The following is an 18345-nucleotide window of genomic DNA, read 5'->3' as shown; positions in this document are numbered from 1 at the left end:
CTTCATCGACATGGAAGACGCCGGCCATCGCGATACCGTACTGGCCGAGTTGAAAAAAGCCTTGTCGCGAGACCGCACTCGAATGACGGTCAACGGCTTCACCCAGCTCGGCCTGGTGGAAATGACGCGCAAACGCACCCGCGACTCGCTGGCGCATCAGCTCTGCGAGCCCTGCCCCATGTGTCAGGCGCGAGGCAATGTGCGCACGGCGCGCACCGTCTGCTATGAGATCCTGCGCGAGATCCTGCGCGAGAGCCGGCAGTTCAATCCCAAGGAATTCCGCATCCTGGCGTCGCAGGATGTCGTCGATCTTTTCCTGGAGGAAGAAAGTCAGCATCTGGCGATGCTGGGCGATTTCGTCGGTAAACGGGTTTCGCTGGAAGTAGAGGCTGGCTATTCGCAAGAGCAATACGACATCGTGTTGATCTGAGCCGGCAACCGGCCGGGTCGTGCGACGAGATCACCGCATGCGCAAAATGCTCGTGCGTCAGGCCTCCGCCTTGACTGCGTTGTTGGCGATGATTTGCTGCAAAATCGCCTGTGCCTTCGAAAACTCGAAAGAATCGATGGCAGATCTCAGCGCCTTGGCGTAGACGAGGTCGCCTTTCTCGAGCGTGTTGCACACGCTCTGCGCCAAATCGTCGGGCAGTTCGCCGCGCTCAAAGCATTCCAGCAAACGCTGCAGGGCTTGCGGAAATTCGGCGGCAGAGAGCCCGGGCTTCTCTTCTTGAATGCCGGATGTTGCCGAGGCCGCATGGCCGAGCAACTCGCGCGAAGTGGCGACAAGCAATTCCTGAAGCTCGGAAAATCGAGCTCGCGCCTCTTCGACCTTGCCATCGCGCACCAGATTCTCAAGCTTGGCAGCCAGCTCGTGGGCCATGGGCATGGCCAGATTGCCCGTAGCGCCACGGATGCTGTGCAGGCTGTACTGGACGGCGCTCCAGTCGACATCGGCCTGCTCGGCATCCGGCAGCGGATAGCGCTGATGCACATCGTCCAGAAAGCTGCCGATGGCGTCCGCCAGACGCGATTCGCTGCCCCAAAGAACGACTCCGCTCTTCCAGTTGATCAGAAGGGCATCGGACGGACCGGGCCCGGCTTGCGCCGTCGTGGCAGAATCGCGCCCTCTGCGCATCACCCGCAGGATCTCGGCCATGAGCTGGGTCGAATCCAGCGGTTTGACGGCAAAGCCGTCCATGCCGGCGGCACGCGCCGCGCGCTGATCTTCGGCCATGACGCTGGCGGTCAGCGCAATGATCGGCACGGATGAGCGGCTGGGCATCTCTTTCTCGAAACTGCGGATGCGCCGCGCAGCCTCCAGCCCGTCCACCTGCGGCATATGGACGTCCATCAGCACCAGATCAAAATAGCCTTTCTTGAAAATATCGACGGCCTGCGCACCGTCGGCGGCCGTCGTGACCTTGTGACCGTTCTCTTCGAGCACAAGCGCAACCAGCTTGAGATTCTGCGGAACGTCGTCGGCGACAAGAATGTTCAGGGACGGGAGCGCAATGCGAGATATATCGACTTTTGTCGATTCCGGTTTCTTGCCGGCAGACAAGGGCAATTGCACGTGGAAGACGCTGCCTGCACCCAGGGTGCTTTCGACCTGGATGGAGCCCTGCATCAATTCGATAAGCTGAAGGGAAATTGTGGTACCCAGGCCGGTGCCGCCGAAACGCCGGCTGATCGAGGCATCGGCCTGAGTGAACGGCGAGAAAACCTTGGCTACCTGTTCTTGCGACATGCCGATGCCGGTGTCCTTTACATGGATATGCACCATGCCGTCTGCATGAGACAGCGTCAACCGCACGCAACCCCGCTCGGTGAACTTGATGGCGTTGCCCAGGAGATTGGTCAGTACCTGCTGTATGCGCAGCGGATCGCCCCGGAAATACTCGGGCATGTCCTCGGAGTATTCGACGATGAAATCCAGGTTTTTGTTCTGCGCGCTCAAGCGCAGCGAGTTGTCGACCTGGGCAACGAGCTCCTTGAGCGAGAAATCGATGGATTCGAGCGACACGCCGCCCTTCTCTAGACGAGTCGTGTCGAGAATATCGTTGAGCAGCCCCAGCAGCGAGCGCGAGGAATTTCTGACGATGTTCAGGTGGTTGCGCTGCACGTCGGTCAGACCACCGTCATTGAGTAGAAGCTCGGTGAAACCGATGATGGAATTCATCGGCGTGCGGATTTCGTGGCTCATATTGGCCAGGAATGTGCCCTTGGCCGCGGCGGCGCGCTCCGCACGCTCGGCCGCCTCGCGCAGCGAGGCTTCCAGTTTGTGCCGCTCGGTGATGTCCGATACGAAGCCGACGAATATCAACCCGTCGGGAAGGTTCACACGCCCGACCGCCAGGCGCATCGGCATAAGGCTGCCGTCCTTGCGTTGCCCCATGATCTCGCGGCCGGTGCCGATGACCTTGGGCACGCCCGAGCTCAGATAATTGTGCAAGTAGCCGTCATGATGCGACTTGTAAGGCTCGGGCATCAAAATGTTGATGTTGCGGCCGACGACTTCCCCCGCCTTCCAGCCGAACAGTCTCTCGGCCGAGGAGCTGAAGCTCTGGACCAGGCCGCGGCTGTCGATGGTGATGATGCCGTCCACTGCCGTGTCGATGATGGCGCGCAGGCGCGTCTCGCCGTCTTCCAGCTCACGGTACAGGCCACGCATTTTGATGAGGCTGGTGAGCGCTGCGACCAGCACCGTGACCGTGAACGTGAACATGGAAAGCGCGAACGCCACGAAGGTGGTGTTGAGCATGACCGCGTTATCAATCGCCTGCGTCTCTCCGACGAAGCGCGCGGCCAGCATGGCGACGTAATGCATGCACGTGATGGCCAGGCCCAGCACGCAGCCGCTGATGATCAGTCGAACCGTCGGCTTGATTCCGGCAAGACGCGACAGGCCGTAGCGCAGCCACAGAGCAAAGATGGACAACCCCACGGCCACCACGATGGAAAGACCGAAGTAGTATGGGTCGTAGCGCAGCACGCCCGAAAAGCGCATGGCCGACATGCCGCTGTAGTGCATGGCGCCGATGCCCGCCCCCACCAGCGTACCGGCAACGATGATCTGCGGCCAACCGGGGTCGCGCCGCGACAATATCCACATGGCAAGCCATGCGGCGGCCAGGCCGGGAATGCTGGAGAGCAGGGTCAGCGTGCTGTCGTAGCTCACCGACGAGCACAGTTCGAAGGCCATGATGCCGATGAAGTGCATCGTCCAGATGCCCCCACCCAGCGAGATGGCGCCGATGCCCAGCGCAACCTGCCGAGGCATGCCGCGTTCGGCATTGCGGGCGAGCTTGACGGTGTGCATGGCCATGGTCGAGGCGAACATGGCCACTGCCAGCGAAAGCAGCACCAGCCCCCAGCTGTACGAACCCGCGATCAGGGGAACGCCGCTGTCAGACGTAATGAAAAAATGTTGGAGTAGTTCCGTCATGCCCGTGATTTCTCCCGCCCGTCCGCGGCGCAAACATTCGGCCGGAGTTATCCGATTCAACCAACTGTATCAAAAAAGCACAATTAGCTATATGACTGAATAGTCATATTTTTAAAGGATGTCTCTGCATTTTCAGGGACGCGCAGGACCATCTATAGGGGACGCAACAAGTGGGGAACGGCTGGCACGCAGGCCTTCAAGCCAGCCGGAGACCTTGCAGCGAAAGCGACGTTTCAGCTTTCACGGAACTGCATGTTGTAGAGCGAGGCGTAGATCCCGCCGAGCGCCAGCAGCTCTGCATGGGCGCCCTGCTCGAGAATGCGCCCATCATCCAGCACGATGATACGGTCGGCATTTTGCACCGTGGACAGACGGTGAGCGATGACCAGGGTCGAACGCCCCTGCATCAGGCGCTCGAGCGAGATCTGCACCTGGCGCTCGGACTCGTTGTCCAGTGCTGAGGTGGCTTCGTCCAGGATGAGGATGGGTGCATTCTTGATGAGCGCGCGGGCAATGGCCAGCCGCTGCCGCTGGCCGCCCGACAGGCGGGAGCCCTTTTCGCCCACCGGCGAATGGATGCCCTGCGGCAGACTGTCCACGAACTCGGTCAGATTGGCCGCCGCAAGCGCTTCCCGCACCTGGGCTTCGCTGGCCCGCCCCATTGCGCCGTATCCCACGTTGGCGGCGATGGTGTCGTCGAAAAGAACTACGTCCTGGCTGACCAGGGAGAGATGCGAGCGCAGATCGCGCAGGGTCAGGCCGGAAATGGGCTGGCCGTCGATCAGGATTTCGCCCGAATCGGGCAGCACGAAACGAGGCAGCATATTGGCCAGGGTGGTCTTGCCGCTGCCCGAACGCCCCACCAGCGCGACCGTCTGACCCGGCTCGATGGTGAAGGAGATCTGGCTGACGGTGTCGCGCTCCGCGTCGGGAAAGCGCTGCGTGACGCTGCGGAATTCGATACGGCCGCGCACGGGCATGGGCAGCGCCTGCGTGCCGGTGTCGTTCTCGATGGGCTGGTCTATGAGTTCGAAGACATTTTCGGCAGCCACCAGCATGCGCTGGGTCTTGGACGCGATGCGGCTCAGGCGCCGCACCGGATCGAAGATCTGCGCCAGGGCCGCCATGAACGAAGCGAAGGCGCCCACCGTCAACCTGCCGTGGTTGGCCTGGCCCAGCGCGACGGCGATGATGGCGCCGACCGACACGGCGATGCACATCTGGGCAATGGGCGAGAGGGCCGCATCGGCGATGGCCGCCCGCATATTGAAGCGGCGCAGCCGCGCGTTGATCTTGGCAAAGCGGCCGGTCTCCATGTCGAAGCCGTCGAACAGCTTGACGACGCGCTGGCCTTCGATGCCTTCGTTGACCACGCGGGTCAGCTCGGCATTGGTGGCGACGGTTTCGCGGCTAATGCGGCGCAGCCGGCGGATGAAGGCCTGGGCGATGACCACCGAGATCGGCAGCATGATCAGGATGATCAGCGTGAGCGGCCACGACATATAGAGCAGCACGCAGATCAGCGCGACCACCGTCAGGCCCTCGCGCACGAGGGCCGTGATGACTTCGGTGGCCGAGCTGACGACGATGGTGGTTTCGACTGTGAAGCGGTTGAGCAGCAGGCCCGTGTCGCCGCGCTTGAAGTCGCGGTCGGGCAGGCGCAGCAGTCGGTCGAACATGTCGCGCCGCAGGTCGCGCAGCACGTTGTTGGCCGTCCAGGCCAGCAGATAACCGCTGCAGAACGTGCACAAGCCGCGCACCAGCACCAGACCGATCACGGCCAGAGGCAGGCTCCAGACATAGGAGGGCTTGGCGCCGGAGAAGCCGCCGTCGAGCAGGGGCTTCATGATGATGGCAAGCGTGGGCTGGGTCGCCGCCGCGCCCGCCATCGTCACCACGGCGAGCACCAGCGCTTTCCACTGGGTGCCGACGCGGCTGTATATGCGCTTCCAGATCGTTCCTTGCACGGGCCGCGTGTCGGCGGACGGTTGGCTTGAAGCTGCGGTCAAAGTGCGGTCTCTCGGGGTATGGGCCAAAGCGGCGATTGTACCGTCCGGCCCTTGCATACAATGGCGCCCATGGCCGCGATCACCCGTCTCTATGTCCGCCTGCCCAACTGGGTGGGCGATGTCTGCATGAGCCTGCCCGCCCTGCATCTGCTGCAGAAAGCCGGCCTGCCCCTGACCCTGTGCGCCCGCCCCTGGGCCCGCGACCTGCTCGCCGGGTTGCCCGCGCACGATTTCGTGCCCCTGAGCGGGCGGGTGCGCGAAGACCGGGCCGCGGTGGCAGCGTCGCGCCGCGCCTTGGACCGCCAGGGGCGAGGTGCGCGCGGCCTGCTGATACCGGACTCGCTCTCGAGCGCGCTGACCTTCCGGCTCGCTGGCCTGGCCTGCGCCGGCTTTCGCGATGAGGGGCGCAGCCTGCTGCTGCGCTGGCCTATCGCCAAGCCCGATCCCACACTACATACCGTGCAGGCCTGGCACTATCTGGCCCGCACCGCGCTGCAGCACTGGAATCTGCCGATCGCCGAGCAGATGCCCGGCCCCAGTCTGGACTTGCCGCTGACCGGCCTGCACGTCGAGGCGGCGCAGGCCCTGCTGCGGGCACAGAGCCTGCGGGAGCACGCCTATGTGCTGATCGCCCCCACGGCGGTCGGACTGCACCATGGCCGCATCAAGGTATGGCCGCACTTCGATGCGCTGACGCGCGCGCTGCAAGCCGCCGGGCATGCCGTGGTCATGTGCCCGCCCCCCGCCGAGGCCGACCAGGCCCGCGCCAACGCGCCCACGGCCACGCTGCTGCCGCCGCTGGGCCTGGGCGCCTACGCGGCGCTGGCCGCGCGCGCGCAACTGGTGATCTGCAACGACTCGGGCGTATCGCACATCGCCGCCGCGGTGGGCGCGCGTCAGTTGACGCTGTTCGGCGTAACCCAGGCCGGCCGCACCGGCCCATGGTCGCCGCAGGCCCACGGCCTGGGCTCGGACCTGGCATGGCCTGAAATGAATGCCGTCCGATCGCAGGTCGACGCTCTATTGACCGAAAGTTAAGATTAGGGACATGGAACTACCGAGTCTGCTGGCCAACCTGATCATTCCGCTGGATCTGTGCATTGCCTTGTTGGTACTGGGCGTTGTGCTGCGTCTGCTCAGGCTGCGCCGCGCGGGCAACGTTGCCGCGATTTTCGGGCTGGCTTGGGCGCTGGCCTGGTCTCTGCCCATCACGTCCATCTGGCTGGGCGGCGAACTGGAACAACGCTACCCCCACCTCACCCCGACCGAGGCGCCCAAGGCCGAGGCCATCGTGGTGCTCGGCGGCAACACCGGGCACGGCCGCAGCAACTGGTTCCTGCCGCTGGACAAGGACACCGCGATGTCACGCCTGGACATGGCCATCGATCTGTACGAGGCTGGCCGCGCACCCAAGATCGTGCTGTCCGGCGGTGCGCTTTCGGGCGACGTGAGCGACGCCAAGGCCATGGCGCACCGCGTGCGCCAGAGCGGCATCCCCGACGATGCGCTCATCCTCGAAAACAGCAGCCGCACGACGCACGAAAACGCCCTGCTCACCGAGGACAAGCTGGAACTGCACGACATTCATGATGTGCTGCTGGTGACCTCGGCGTTGCATATGCCACGCGCCATGGCGGCCTTCGCCAAGCAAGGCGTGAACGCTACCGCCGTGCCGACCCCGTCACAGATCATCCTGCCCGCGGACGGTTCGATATCGCCTTGGTTGCCCAATGCACGCGCCTTCGAGGCCAGCCGCTCCATCATCAAGGAATACGCGGGCTTGCTGCTGTATTGGTGGCGAGGTTGGGTATGAGCACGGCCTGCCGCGAGGGCTGCGGCGCGTGCTGCATCGCGCCTTCGATTTCCAGCCCGATCCCGGGTATGCCGCAAGGCAAGCCGGCGGGCGTGCGGTGCGCGCAGCTGGATGACGACAACCGCTGCAAGATCTTCGGCAGCCCGCTGCGGCCGGACGTATGCGGGTCGCTCATGCCCAGCCCCGAAATGTGCGGCGACAGCAGGGAGCAGGCGCTGCGCTGGCTGGGCTATGTCGAGGAAATCACGGCGCCACCCCCTTGAGCGCAGGATCCAGGCGGCACGCGCTGAGCGGGCGGGCATGGGCGGCACGGATGCGTATGACCTCGCGCGTGCGCGGATCGAGAATGGCGTCCAGGCACGCGCAGCCGTATCCGTAGTGCCCGTTCGTATCGACCCACTGCGTATCCTTGAAATCGGGCCAGTCGCCGTCGGCCTGATGGCCGCCCTGGACGCCGACGACCCACTCGCCTTGGCGATCGAACAGCGACACATTCTGGGGGGAGGGATTGTCCCACCAGCCGCAGCGGGTTTGCGCTTTCTGCGCCGGGCTGCCGGCCTGCGCAGTGCCCGCCAGCGACGCGGCGAATATTGCAGCAAGCGCTATTTTTCGTAGATTCATGGGCACCCCGAAAAAGCCGGAAGATCTGTGCGCGCCGGATCGCGGCCTTGCCGCCTGCATGGCCGCTTCACGGCTAGGCGCCGCCGTTCAGGTTGACGGCATAGACAAAATACAGCACCAGGGCAGCGAGCGGAGCGGCATACCACCAATACGAAGACGGTCCGGCGCCGCTTTTGTAGAAGCAGAGCACGATACCTGCGCTGACCAGGCACGTTGCCGGAAGCGCATAGATCGAGAAATCGAGGACGCCAGCCTGAAACTTGCTCAGCCCGCCTGCGTTGGCTATGCCGGCGGCGGAGAAAACGACCAGCATGAAGAAGAAGTAGGCCAGCATGATCTGCAGCACCGTACCCAGAATGACCCCTCTCAGCGACATATCGACGCCTCCTTCGTTGCTGCGCATGTCCATAAAATGAGTCATGCGGGCGAGAGCGCGAAGCCGGCCTATGCCGGGGCATCGCACCTTTTGTGCCCGACTCAGTAGCTCACTTCGACGCCGTCGGGCTTGGCCCAGCCGGCCAGATTTTCCAGCAGGGTGTCGGCCATGCGCACGCGCCAATCTTCGCTCAGGCGCAGGGTGCATTCGAAGCCGGCCTTGCTGCGATAGACGATGTCCACCGGCACGCCGGGAACGCCGTTCTCGGGCTCGGCGCGGAAGGGGTTGAGCATCTGGCGCAGTTTGGCCGCGTCGGCCTGGCCGTTCAGGCGCACCCGCAAGGCGCGCGCGCGGGCTTCGCGGGCCAGCTGCAGGTCGTAGAGTTCCTCGGCCACGATGCGCATGCCGCCGGAGTAGTCGTCGTTGCTGACCTTGCCGCGTATCACCAGCAGCTGGTCCACGTTGAGACGGTTGCGATGCTTTTCGTAGAGCTCGTTGAAGATGGAGATCTCGATCTGGGCGGAGCCGTCGTCCAGCGTGGCGAACACCATTTTTCCGCGGCGGGTCATCATGACCCGCACGGCGGCGAGCACCCCGCACATCCATTGCGGTTCGCGCTGCGGCTCGACGCGGGCCAGCGGCATGGGCACGATGCGGCGCACTTCGTCGCGCCAGTGATCGAACAGATGGCCGCTGAAGTAGTATCCCAGCGCCGCCTTTTCTTCGGTGAGCTTGGCGCGCAAATCCCAGGGCGCCACCTTGGCGACTTCTTCGGCCACCACGTCGCCGCTGTCGTCGCCGAAGAGCGAGACCTGGTTGGCGCTGCGCGCGGCTTGTTCGGCCGCTTCCATGGCCGTGCCCACCGAAGCCAGCAGCGCGGCGCGATTGGGTTCGATGGTATCGAAGGCGCCGGCGCGGATCAGGGCTTCGATGGTGCGGCGGTTGACGGTGTGCTTGTCGATGCGGCGGCAGAAATCGGCCAGGCTGGTAAAAGGGCCGTCCGCCTTGCGACTGCGCAGGATCTCCTCGACCGCGCCCTGCCCGGTGCCTTTGACGGCGCCCAGGCCGTAGCGCATGGTGCGCGGCGGCTTGCCTGATTTGCTCTGTACATCACGCACCGGCTCGAAGCGGTAGCCCGAGGCGTTGACGTCCGGCGGCAACACCTCGACGCCGTTGGCCTGAGCATCGCGCACGAAGATCTGCACCTTGTCGGTGTCGTCCATGTCGGACGACAGCGTGGCCGCCATGAACTCGGCAGGATGGTATGCCTTGAGCCAGGCGGTCTGGTAAGCGATAAGCGCGTAGGCGGCCGAATGCGACTTGTTGAAACCGTAGCCGGCGAATTTTTCCATCAGGTCAAAGAGCTTGACCGCCAGGTTGGGATCGTGGCCCTTGTTCTTGGCGCCCTCCTCGAACTTGACGCGCTCCTTGGCCATTTCCTCGGGCTTTTTCTTGCCCATGGCCCGGCGCAGCAGATCGGCGCCGCCCAGCGAATAGCCGCCGATGATCTGCGAGATCAGCATCACCTGCTCTTGGTAGACGATGACCCCGTAGGTGCTCTTGAGCGTGCTCTCCAGGTCGGGGTGGAAGTAGTCCACCTCGGCGCGTCCGTGCTTGCGATTGACGAAATCGTCGACCATGCCCGATTCGAGCGGACCCGGACGGTACAGGGCCAGCACTGCGATGATGTCTTCGAACGTGCTGGGCTTGAGCTTCTTGAGCAGCTCCTTCATGCCGCGGCCTTCGAGCTGGAAGACGGCGGTGGTGTTGGCGTCGCACAGGATCTTGTAGGCCGCCGGATCGTCCAGCGGCAGCGCCATGATGTCGAAGTCGCGCTGGCTCTCGTTGAACTGGCGCACGTAGCGCACGGCCCAATCGAGAATGGTGAGGTTGCGCAGGCCCAGGAAGTCGAACTTGACCAGGCCGGCGGCCTCGACGTCGTCCTTGTCGAACTGCGAGACGGCGCTGTTCTCCTGCCCCGGCTGGCAGTACAGCGGGCAGAAATCGGTAAGCTTGCCCGGCGCGATCAGCACGCCGCCGGCGTGCATGCCGATGTTGCGCGTCAGGCCTTCGAGAGGCCGGGCCAGGTCGACCAGGCCACGCACTTCTTCTTCCTGCTCGTAGCGCTCCTTGAAGGCGGGTTCGTCTTTGAGCGTGCGGTCCAGCGTCCAGGGGTCGGCCGGATTGAAGGGAATAAGCTTGGAGAGCCCGTCGCAGAAGGTGTAGGACATGTCCAGCACGCGGCCGGTGTCGCGCACCACGGCCTTGGCGCCCAGCGTGCCGAAGGTGGCGATCTGGCTTACGGCGGCGCGGCCGTACTTGGACTTGACGTAATCGATGACGCGTTCGCGATTGTCCTGGCAGAAGTCGATGTCGAAGTCGGGCATGGATACCCGCTCCGGATTCAGGAAGCGCTCGAACAGCAGGTCGTAGCGGATCGGGTCCAGGTCGGTGATGCCCAGCGCGTAGGCGACCAGCGAACCGGCGCCCGACCCCCGGCCCGGCCCCACCGGCACGCCGTTCTGCTTGCCCCAGTTGATGAAGTCCTGCACGATCAGGAAGTACCCGGGGAACTTCATGTCGATGATGATCTTGCATTCCCAACGCAGGCGCTCGTAGTACATCTCGCGCTTGCCCGCCCGCTCGGCCTCGTCGGGAAAGAGAAAGGCCAGGCGCTTCTCCAGGCCTTCTTCGGAGAGCTGGACCAGGTAGTCGTCGAGCGACACGCCTTCGGGCGTAGGGAAGATGGGCAACTGCGGCTTGCCCAGCGTGAGCGTGAGATTGCAGCGGCGCGCGATCTCGATCGTGTTGGCCAGGGCCGAAGGCACGTCGGCGAAGCGCCGCGCCATGTCCTCGGAGCTGAGCAGGTACTGATCTTGCGTGAAGCGGCGCACGCGGCGCGGGTTGGCCAGCACCTCGCCTTCGGCGATGCAGACGCGCGCTTCGTGGGCCTGGAACTCATCCTGGGCCAGGAATTCGACCGGATGCGTGGCGACCACCGGCAGGCCGGCCTGGGCCGCCAGGCGCATGGCGGCCTGGGTGTAAGCCTCGTCGCCGTCGTGGCCGACGCGCTGCAGTTCGATGTAATAGGCGCCGGGGAACATGGCGTCCCATTGGCGCGCCAGAGACAAGGCCGCGGCGGTGTTGCCGGCGTCGAGTGCATGACCCACGTCGCCCGCGCGGCCGCCGGACAGCACGATCAGGCCTTCTTTGTCTTGCAGCCATTCGCGGCGGATCTCGGCCCGGCCCTTGGCCTGGTTCTGCAGATATGCCTGCGTAAGCAGTTCGCAGAGATTGAGATAGCCTCGGTGGTTGCGCACCAGCAGCAAGATGCGGAAAGGCTTCTCGGGATCGTCTTCGTTTTCGAGCCAGACGTCGCAGCCCGCCACCGGTTTGACCCCGGCGCCGCGCGCGGCCTTGTAGAACTTGATCAGGCCGAAGAGATTGGACAGATCGGTGAGCGCCACCGCGGGCTGACCCAGCTTGGCCACGCGCTTGACCAGATCGGGAATGCGGATCAGCCCGTCGACGACCGAGAACTCGGAGTGCACGCGCAGGTGCACGAAGGCAGGCGGGGGGGAAGCAAGGGCGTCGGACATAAGGCGAGATTGTACTCAGCCTGCATTCCCCTTTGGGGCTACGGCAAAGCCATCATGCCCGGTAAAGCAAGCAGCCCCGACAATCTGGCACACGCGATCTTGTCCGCGCCGACTTCGGCCGCCGGCATGAGGAAGTTCATCGTGCCGAGGCAGACGCCGCGTGCAACCAGCGGCACATTGATGACCGATTTCAGGCCCAGCGCTTCGATAGCCCGATGGTCGTCGAACGACTGGCGGATGGCTTCGATGCCTTCGCCCACGAAAATCCGCCGCTCCAGCAGGACATGCCGGCCCCAGTCCGTACCGCGCTTGTCCTTGCCGCCGCCGGGCGGATAGGATCGGGGATCGGAGCTGTACAAGCGAACCAGCGCCAGACGTTCGATGTCCAACCGGTTCACCGTGCACAGCGTCTGCCCGAGCACCGGCCGGGCGCAGGCGTCTATGGCGGCGAACAAGGCCACGGGGTCCTCGCCGGCGCAGGCATCGGCAAGCGCGGAAATCCGGTCCCGTTCAGGAAAAGGAGTCGTCTCGCGCAGCATCGGATTCATTGGTCGTCAGCCGTCACGCCCAAGTCGCGAATGAGCTTGTCGTACTTCTTCTCGTCGTGCACGAGAACCTCGGAAAACTGCTGCGGCGTGGTGTGGAGAACTTGCACCCCGATGTCGCCCATTTGCTTGACCACCTCGGGTTTGGCCAGAACGGCATTGATCGCCTTGTTCAGCTTGTCGACCAGCTTGGGATCCATGCCGGCCGGTCCGAAGGCGCCATACCAGACCGACAGCTCGTAACCGGGCACGGTCTCGCCCACGGTGGGCACATCGGGCAACAGCGACGAACGCTTGGCTTCCGTCACGGCGATCAGCTTGAGCTTGCCCGCGTGCACGGGCGCCAAGGTCTGTGTGCCCGCGCTGAACAGCAGCTGCGTGCGGCCGGCAACGGTGTCGAGCACCGCCGGCGCACCGCCACGATAGGGGATGTGCTCCATCGTGACGCCGGTGGCCTGCTCGAAGAGCGCAGCGCTCAGGTAATTGGTCGAGCCCGTTCCCGCCGAGGCAAATGCCACTTTGCCTGGATGCGCCTTGGCATAGGCAATGAATTCGGCCACATTGTTGGCCGGCACCGAAGGATTGACGACCATGGTGTTGGTGACCAGAGCGAGCTCAGCGATGGGCGTAAAAGACTTGACGCCGTCGAAGGGCATGTTCTTGTAGAGCGCCTGATTCATAGTGTGGGTGCTCATCGAGCCGATCAGCAGCGTGTAGCCATCGGGTTTGGCGCGTGCCACGATGGCCGAACCGATATTGCCCGCAGCGCCCGAACGGTTCTCCACCACGACAGATTGTCCCAACGAGCTTGAAAGATGCTTGGACAGCACCCGGGCCAGAATATCGGTCGAACCGCCCGGAGCCCAAGGCACGATCAACGTGATGGGCTTGTCTGGCCAGGCGGCGTTGGCCGCCCCGGGCAGGACAGCCGCCACGACGGCCAACGCCGCCACAAAGCGGCTCAAACTTGAAGAAAACGGCTTATGCATGAGAATTGCCCCTTGATGTTTGCCGGCCTTGCGCGCCGGATGTCGTTTGAAAATGTCGCCGCTCGGGCTCTGGAACCGACTCAGCGCCCCACCGCGTAACTTTGCATGCCGCGCGGATTGGCGGCGGCGCGCAGCAACAGTCCGCCGCCCGCGGATTCGCGCGTGCAGACGCTGATACGCCCCTCCGACCATGGCGGCCCCACCCTGACCTCGTGCCCGGCGGCACGCAAAGCCTGCAATGCGGCTTCGGAAAACCGCGACTCCGCGGTCACGCGATTGAGTGTCGTGCTGCGCGGCCAGAAGGAGCCGGGAAAGTGATCGATGTGCCAGGACGGCGCGTCAATGGCCTCTTGCAGATTCATGCCCAAGGCGGCGTGGCGCAGGAAGAACGCGACGGTCCATTGATCTTGCTGGTCGCCGCCCGGCGTGCCGAATGCCATGTAAGGCTCGCCGTCGCGCAGCGCCAGGCCGGGCGAGAGCGTGGTGCAGGGACGCTTGCCGGGCGCCACCGTGCCCGGCAAGCCCTCGTCGAGCCAGCTCATCTGCAAGCGGGTCGAGATCGCAAAACCCAGACCCGGTACGGCGGGACTGGACGACAGCCAGCCGCCCGACGGCGTAGCCGCGACCATATTGCCATGCCGGTCGATTACGTCGATGTGGCAGGTGTCGCCGACAAAGAGTTCCCGGCTGGCCCATTCCTCGGCCGGAGGCAGCGGCGCGAAAGTCGGCTCGCCGATGCCGAAGCGCGTGTCGGCCTGGGCCAGCGCTCGCGCGCCAGCCGACAGATCGGGCAGGCGCGGCGCCTGACCGCCCGGACTGCCCGGCCGCAATTCGGCCGAAGCGCGGGCGCCAATCAGCGCGGCGCGCTGACGCGCGTATTCGTCGCTGATCAGCGCATCGAGCGGCACGTCGACATGCACGGGATCGCCGTACCAGGCCAGGCGGTCGGCAAACGCCAGCTTGGCCGCCTCGGCCACCCGGTGCACGAACTCCGGACTGTCGGCTTGCAACCCGGCGATGTCCTGATGGCGCAGCATGCCAATCTGCTGCAGAAATACCGGCCCCTGCGACCAGACGCCGCACTTGGCCAAGGTATAGCGGCCGTATTGCGCCGTCACGGGCTCGTCGTAGGAGGCTTGCCAGTTCGCCATGTCGTCGTAGCGCAGCAGGCCGCCATTGCGTTGACCGGTGCAGTCGCGCACCTCGGCGTTGCGATAGAAATCGTCGATGGCTCGCGCCACGAAGCCGCGGTACCAGAGATCGATGGCCGCGTCGATGCGGGCCTCGCGGTTCCCGCCCTTGGCTTGGCTTATCAGGCGCTCGTAGGTGGCGGCCGTGGCGGGCGCGCGGAAAAGCTCGCCGGGATGCGGCACGCGCCCGCCAGGTAGCCAGACATCGGCGGACGTGGGCCATTCGGAACGGAACAGCGCCTGTACGGCCACGATGGCCTGCACGATGCGCGGCACCAGCGGAAAGCCGTTGCGTGCATAGTCGATGGCCGGTTGCAGCACCTCGCGCAACTCCCACGTGCCATAGTCGCGCAGCATCGTCAGCCAGGCGCCGAAAGCGCCCGGCACCACCGCCGGCAGCAGGCCGATGCCGGGCACGAGAGAATGGCCCTGGCCGCGGAACCAGGCCGCCGAAGCGAGCGCTGGCGCCGGACCCTGACCGCACAGAGCCCGCATGCGGCGCTCCCGCTCGCTCCAGAACAAGATGGGCACTTCGCCGCCGGGGCCATTCAGATGCGGTTCGACGATCTGCAGCATGAAACCTCCCGCCACTGCGGCGTCGAAGGCATTGCCGCCGCGCTCCAGCACGGCCATGGCGACTTGCGACGCCAGCCAATGCGTCGACGAAACCACGCCGAAAGTACCGCGGATTTCGGGGCGGGTAGTGAAATCGGATTGAGCCATAACGGGGTTCCGGGAGCGAGTCGCAGTCAGGCAGTATAGGAATTTGAAATAACTGAACTTACCTATTTATTGATATATAAATAACCTTATGGTTATTCAAAAACACCCTGTCTCACTCACGGCCAATCGCCTGGCGTCGAGGCTCAAGCCGCGCCACCTCTCCTTTTTGCAGGCACTGCAGCACCATGACTCGCTGACACGCACGGCAGCCGAGTTGGGAATCAGCCAACCCGCGGCAACCAAGACCCTGGCGGAAGTGGAGGAGATTTTCGGCGCGCCGCTCTTCACGCGTTCACGCCATGGGCTGCACCCGACGCCGCTGGGCCGCCTGGCGCTGGTCCGCGCCCAGCACCTGCTGCAGGACCTGGAACAGTGGGGCCGTGAAGTCGATGCTTTGCGGGCCGGACACAGCGCCCACTTGAACGTAGGCGCGATTCCCTTCGTATCCGGACCGCTGCTCACGCGCGCCATCGCGCTTTTGCATCAGCGGCACGGCGTGACCGTGACCTTGCAGCGCGCTACCACCGATCAGCTGCTGCAATTGCTGGAGCGGCATGAACTCGATTGCGTGATCGGGCGCGCATCGAGCGGGGCGAACGCGCGGCGCATCCAGCACGACATGCTGTACCCCCAGCGCCCTGCGCTGATCGTCCACCCGCGCCTGGCCCGGCGCCTGTCGCAAGAACGCCCATCCTGGCCCGAGCTGGCCTCGATGCGCTGGATTCTTCCCTCGCCGGCCACGCCCATCGGCAATCTGCTCACCGAAATGTTCGTGCGCGCCCAGGTACAGCCGCCCGAACCGATGGTCGAGACGTATTCGCTGGATGTGATCGAGGGACTCATCGCCGACGACGACAGGCTGGTTTCCATCGTCCCGCGGGACATCGCCCAGGACATGGCACGCCGCGGACGCATCGCCATGGCCCCATGGCTGTTCGACTGGGAGTTGCCTCCCATGAGCCTGATACGCAGGGCGCGCGATGTGCCTCTGCAGGCCGAAGTCCAATTCGCCCAGATATTGCGAGAACTTTGCGCCGATGGCCGTCCGCCGGAGGCATCACGAAACTGACACTGTGCAAGCGCTGAAGTCGAGCCGCGCGACGGCGCCCATGCTTATACAATCGTATGGTTATCCTCTGCACAAATCCTGTCATGAAGTGGCTTATTCCCGCCCTGTGGATCGTTTCCATCCTGTACGCCCATTTGCGCGGCCGCGTGCGGATGCCGCTCGGGCGCGCGCTGCTCGATTACTCGGTGATCCTGGCGCCGATCAATGCCTTCATGGTGCTGGCCTCTCGGGTACCCACTACGCCTTACCTGAACAGCCGCGAGTTTCCCGAACTGCAGGCGCTGGAGGACAACTGGGAGATGATTCGCGACGAGGCGCTGCAGATGGCCGAATTGCGCCACATCAAGGCCGCAGAGAAGAACAACGACATCGGCTTCAACTCGTTCTTCAAGTACGGCTGGAAGCGCTTCTACCTGAAGTGGTATGACGCCCGCCATCCGTCGGCCGAGCAGCTCTGCCCCAAGACGGTGGCGCTGCTCAAGACCTTGCCCAGCGTAAAAGCGGCAATGTTCGCCGAGCTGCCGCCGGGCGGGCAGCTCAACAAGCATCGCGACCCCTACTCCGGCTCGCTGCGCTACCACCTCGGGCTGATCACGCCCAACGACGACGGCTGCTACATCGACGTCGACGGCGAGCGCTATAGCTGGCGCGACGGGCAAGGCGTGGTGTTCGACGAAACCTACATCCACGAGGCCTACAACACCACGCAGAACAATCGCATCATTCTGTTCTGCGACATCGAGCGGCCGTTGAAGTGGCGCTGGGCCGATGCGTTCAACCACTGGTTCAGCAAGGTGTTCATGTCGGCCGCCAGTTCGCCCAACGATGCCGATGACCAGACCGGACTGGTCAACAAGCTCACGCACTACCACTGGCTGTTCGAGCAGAAGCGCAAGGCTTTCAAGGCCTGGAACCGTACGGCCTACAAGGCGACGAAATATCTCCTCATTCTCCTGGTCATCGTCGGCTTCATCATGCTGTAGGAAACGGCATAAGCGAAACGCCCGCCGACTCTCTGTCGACGGGCGTTTTTTTGCCTTGAAATCTCAGGATCGCTTCCAGATTTCCGCATCCAGGGAAAGCTGCTCGACCAGGTCTTCCACCAGTTTGCGCCGCGCCTCGGGCATGCGGCGCAGTCGCTCCAGAAACGCCCACTCGGCCGCGGAAGGCTGATGCGGCTCGCGCATTGTCACGACGCGACGCGGCGGCTGGATTTCGTCGGTGCTGCCGTAACGCAGCCACTTCTCCGAGACATTCAGCCACTTGGCCAGGACGGCGATCTTGTCAGGCGTGGGCATTGCAATGCCCGCCAGCCACTTTTGCGCCCCCTGGGCGGTAACGGGCTTGCCGAGCAGATCGAACTGAGCGGCCAACTCGGACGGTGTTTCGATTTTCTTAGGCCCCAGCTTGAGCGCCTGCTTGAGGCGCCTGGCAAATTCCCGCTTTTCGTCCACAGATCGCATGGGCGAAGTGTCTAGGCATTGGTCCGATTTTTGTAAACCCTATGGTTGTTGCAAACAACCATAGGGTTTACCATCCAGCCACCTCAAATCGAATGAATGCCGCCGGCTCATGCGAACACCGCGACTCATGAAATGCCGCTTCAGTAGCATGACCATGTCCTGCACAGTCATGCAGTATTGGTGCGTCAGCGGCGAACCCAGCCCGCGCGGCGCCATACACATGGTCGCCAATTCGGAACGGGATGAGGTCGCCATCGAACCGCGGGGAATTGCCCGGGCCCTTGCCGATGGCATTGAGAGCCGCTGATCATGGAGGCCACAAAAGCACGTGCCCTGGTCTGGGAGCTCATGCACGAGGCCGTGCAATCATCTCCCTCCAAGGCCATGACACTGGCCGACTTGAGCGCTACGGTGACTCGATCCGCGGCGCGACTGCTCGACATGAACGAGGACGATCTCGTGCGGCTTCTGCTCGACCACCCGCCTCATTGAACGCCGCGCTC

At 64.1% G+C, this 18345-nt stretch carries 16 protein-coding genes; 7 read left to right on the top strand and 9 right to left on the bottom strand.

Going from position 1 to position 18345, the window contains the following annotated elements; translation table 11 throughout:
• Positions 1–430: ribonuclease E/G (locus ACTHJ1_RS01790; protein WP_440186812.1), on the top strand; the 430-nt coding region annotated here is incomplete at its 5' end.
• Between the two features lie 57 nt (positions 431–487).
• Here the strand turns inward: ACTHJ1_RS01790 and ACTHJ1_RS01785 are convergent.
• Both ACTHJ1_RS01785 and msbA read right to left on the bottom strand, forming a co-directional pair.
• A complete protein-coding gene (locus tag ACTHJ1_RS01785; protein ID WP_440186810.1) occupies positions 488–3445 on the bottom strand; it encodes an MHYT domain-containing protein in 2958 nt (985 codons plus the stop codon).
• 233 nt (positions 3446–3678) lie between these two features.
• Entirely contained in the window at positions 3679–5454 is a 1776-nt protein-coding gene (msbA, locus tag ACTHJ1_RS01780) for a lipid A export permease/ATP-binding protein MsbA (RefSeq protein ID WP_440186808.1), read from the bottom strand.
• Positions 5455–5523: 69 nt separating this feature from the next.
• On the opposite strand from msbA, the gene ACTHJ1_RS01775 reads away from it, so the two are divergent.
• Genes ACTHJ1_RS01775 through ACTHJ1_RS01765 form a run of 3 tightly spaced genes read left to right on the top strand, consistent with a single transcriptional unit; the run spans position 5524 to position 7530 of the window.
• The gene (locus tag ACTHJ1_RS01775; RefSeq protein ID WP_440186806.1) at positions 5524–6492 is read left to right on the top strand and encodes a glycosyltransferase family 9 protein; all 969 of its coding nucleotides are present in this window, start codon (positions 5524–5526) and stop codon (positions 6490–6492) included.
• Positions 6493–6502: 10 nt separating this feature from the next.
• The gene (locus ACTHJ1_RS01770) at positions 6503–7267 is read left to right on the top strand and encodes a YdcF family protein (RefSeq protein WP_440186804.1); all 765 of its coding nucleotides are present in this window, start codon (positions 6503–6505) and stop codon (positions 7265–7267) included.
• On the top strand, positions 7264–7530 hold the full coding sequence (locus tag ACTHJ1_RS01765; protein ID WP_440186802.1) for a YkgJ family cysteine cluster protein: 267 nt from the start codon (positions 7264–7266) through the stop codon (positions 7528–7530). Before ACTHJ1_RS01770 ends, ACTHJ1_RS01765 begins: the two co-directional genes overlap by 4 nt.
• Here ACTHJ1_RS01765 and ACTHJ1_RS01760 read toward each other — a convergent pair.
• From ACTHJ1_RS01760 to ACTHJ1_RS01735, 6 genes are all read right to left on the bottom strand, one after another.
• Positions 7511–7888, bottom strand: coding sequence for a DUF4087 domain-containing protein (locus tag ACTHJ1_RS01760; RefSeq protein ID WP_440186800.1), 378 nt, complete (start codon positions 7886–7888; stop codon positions 7511–7513). The genes ACTHJ1_RS01765 and ACTHJ1_RS01760 overlap by 20 nt on opposite strands.
• Positions 7889–7961: 73 nt before the next feature.
• Complete coding sequence (locus tag ACTHJ1_RS01755) at positions 7962–8264, bottom strand: hypothetical protein (RefSeq protein ID WP_440186798.1); 303 nt, start codon at positions 8262–8264, stop codon at positions 7962–7964.
• Positions 8265–8365: 101 nt separating this feature from the next.
• Entirely contained in the window at positions 8366–11863 is a 3498-nt protein-coding gene (gene dnaE, locus ACTHJ1_RS01750; RefSeq protein WP_440186796.1) for a DNA polymerase III subunit alpha, read from the bottom strand.
• A 38-nt stretch (positions 11864–11901) separates the two neighbouring features.
• Positions 11902–12402 carry a GAF domain-containing protein gene (locus ACTHJ1_RS01745; protein WP_440186794.1) on the bottom strand — a complete coding sequence of 167 codons (501 nt, stop codon included), beginning with the start codon at positions 12400–12402 and terminating at the stop codon, positions 11902–11904.
• A 5-nt stretch (positions 12403–12407) separates the two neighbouring features.
• Positions 12408–13397, bottom strand: a complete 990-nt coding sequence (locus tag ACTHJ1_RS01740) for a Bug family tripartite tricarboxylate transporter substrate binding protein (RefSeq protein WP_440186792.1) — start codon at positions 13395–13397, stop codon at positions 12408–12410.
• 80 nt (positions 13398–13477) lie between these two features.
• Entirely contained in the window at positions 13478–15310 is a 1833-nt protein-coding gene (locus ACTHJ1_RS01735; RefSeq protein ID WP_440186790.1) for a gamma-glutamyltransferase family protein, read from the bottom strand.
• An 88-nt stretch (positions 15311–15398) separates the two neighbouring features.
• Here ACTHJ1_RS01735 and ACTHJ1_RS01730 point away from each other — a divergent pair, with 88 nt between their 5' ends.
• Positions 15399–16379 (top strand): LysR substrate-binding domain-containing protein, encoded by a 981-nt coding sequence (locus ACTHJ1_RS01730; protein ID WP_440186788.1) that lies wholly within the window; start codon positions 15399–15401, stop codon positions 16377–16379.
• A gap of 83 nt (positions 16380–16462) precedes the next feature.
• Positions 16463–17362, top strand: a complete 900-nt coding sequence (gene lpxO, locus ACTHJ1_RS01725) for a lipid A hydroxylase LpxO (RefSeq protein ID WP_440186786.1) — start codon at positions 16463–16465, stop codon at positions 17360–17362.
• Positions 17363–17425: 63 nt separating this feature from the next.
• Here the strand turns inward: lpxO and ACTHJ1_RS01720 are convergent, their stop codons facing one another.
• Positions 17426–17842, bottom strand: a complete 417-nt coding sequence (locus ACTHJ1_RS01720; RefSeq protein WP_440186784.1) for a transcriptional regulator — start codon at positions 17840–17842, stop codon at positions 17426–17428.
• A gap of 309 nt (positions 17843–18151) precedes the next feature.
• On the opposite strand from ACTHJ1_RS01720, the gene ACTHJ1_RS01715 reads away from it, so the two are divergent.
• Entirely contained in the window at positions 18152–18334 is a 183-nt protein-coding gene (locus ACTHJ1_RS01715) for a hypothetical protein (RefSeq protein ID WP_440186782.1), read from the top strand.
• Positions 18335–18345 lie beyond the last annotated feature (11 nt).

This window comes from Bordetella sp. (assembly GCF_051960075.1).
Classification (GTDB): domain Bacteria; phylum Pseudomonadota; class Gammaproteobacteria; order Burkholderiales; family Burkholderiaceae_B; genus Bordetella.
This window is presented reverse-complemented; position numbering and strand designations above follow the sequence as displayed.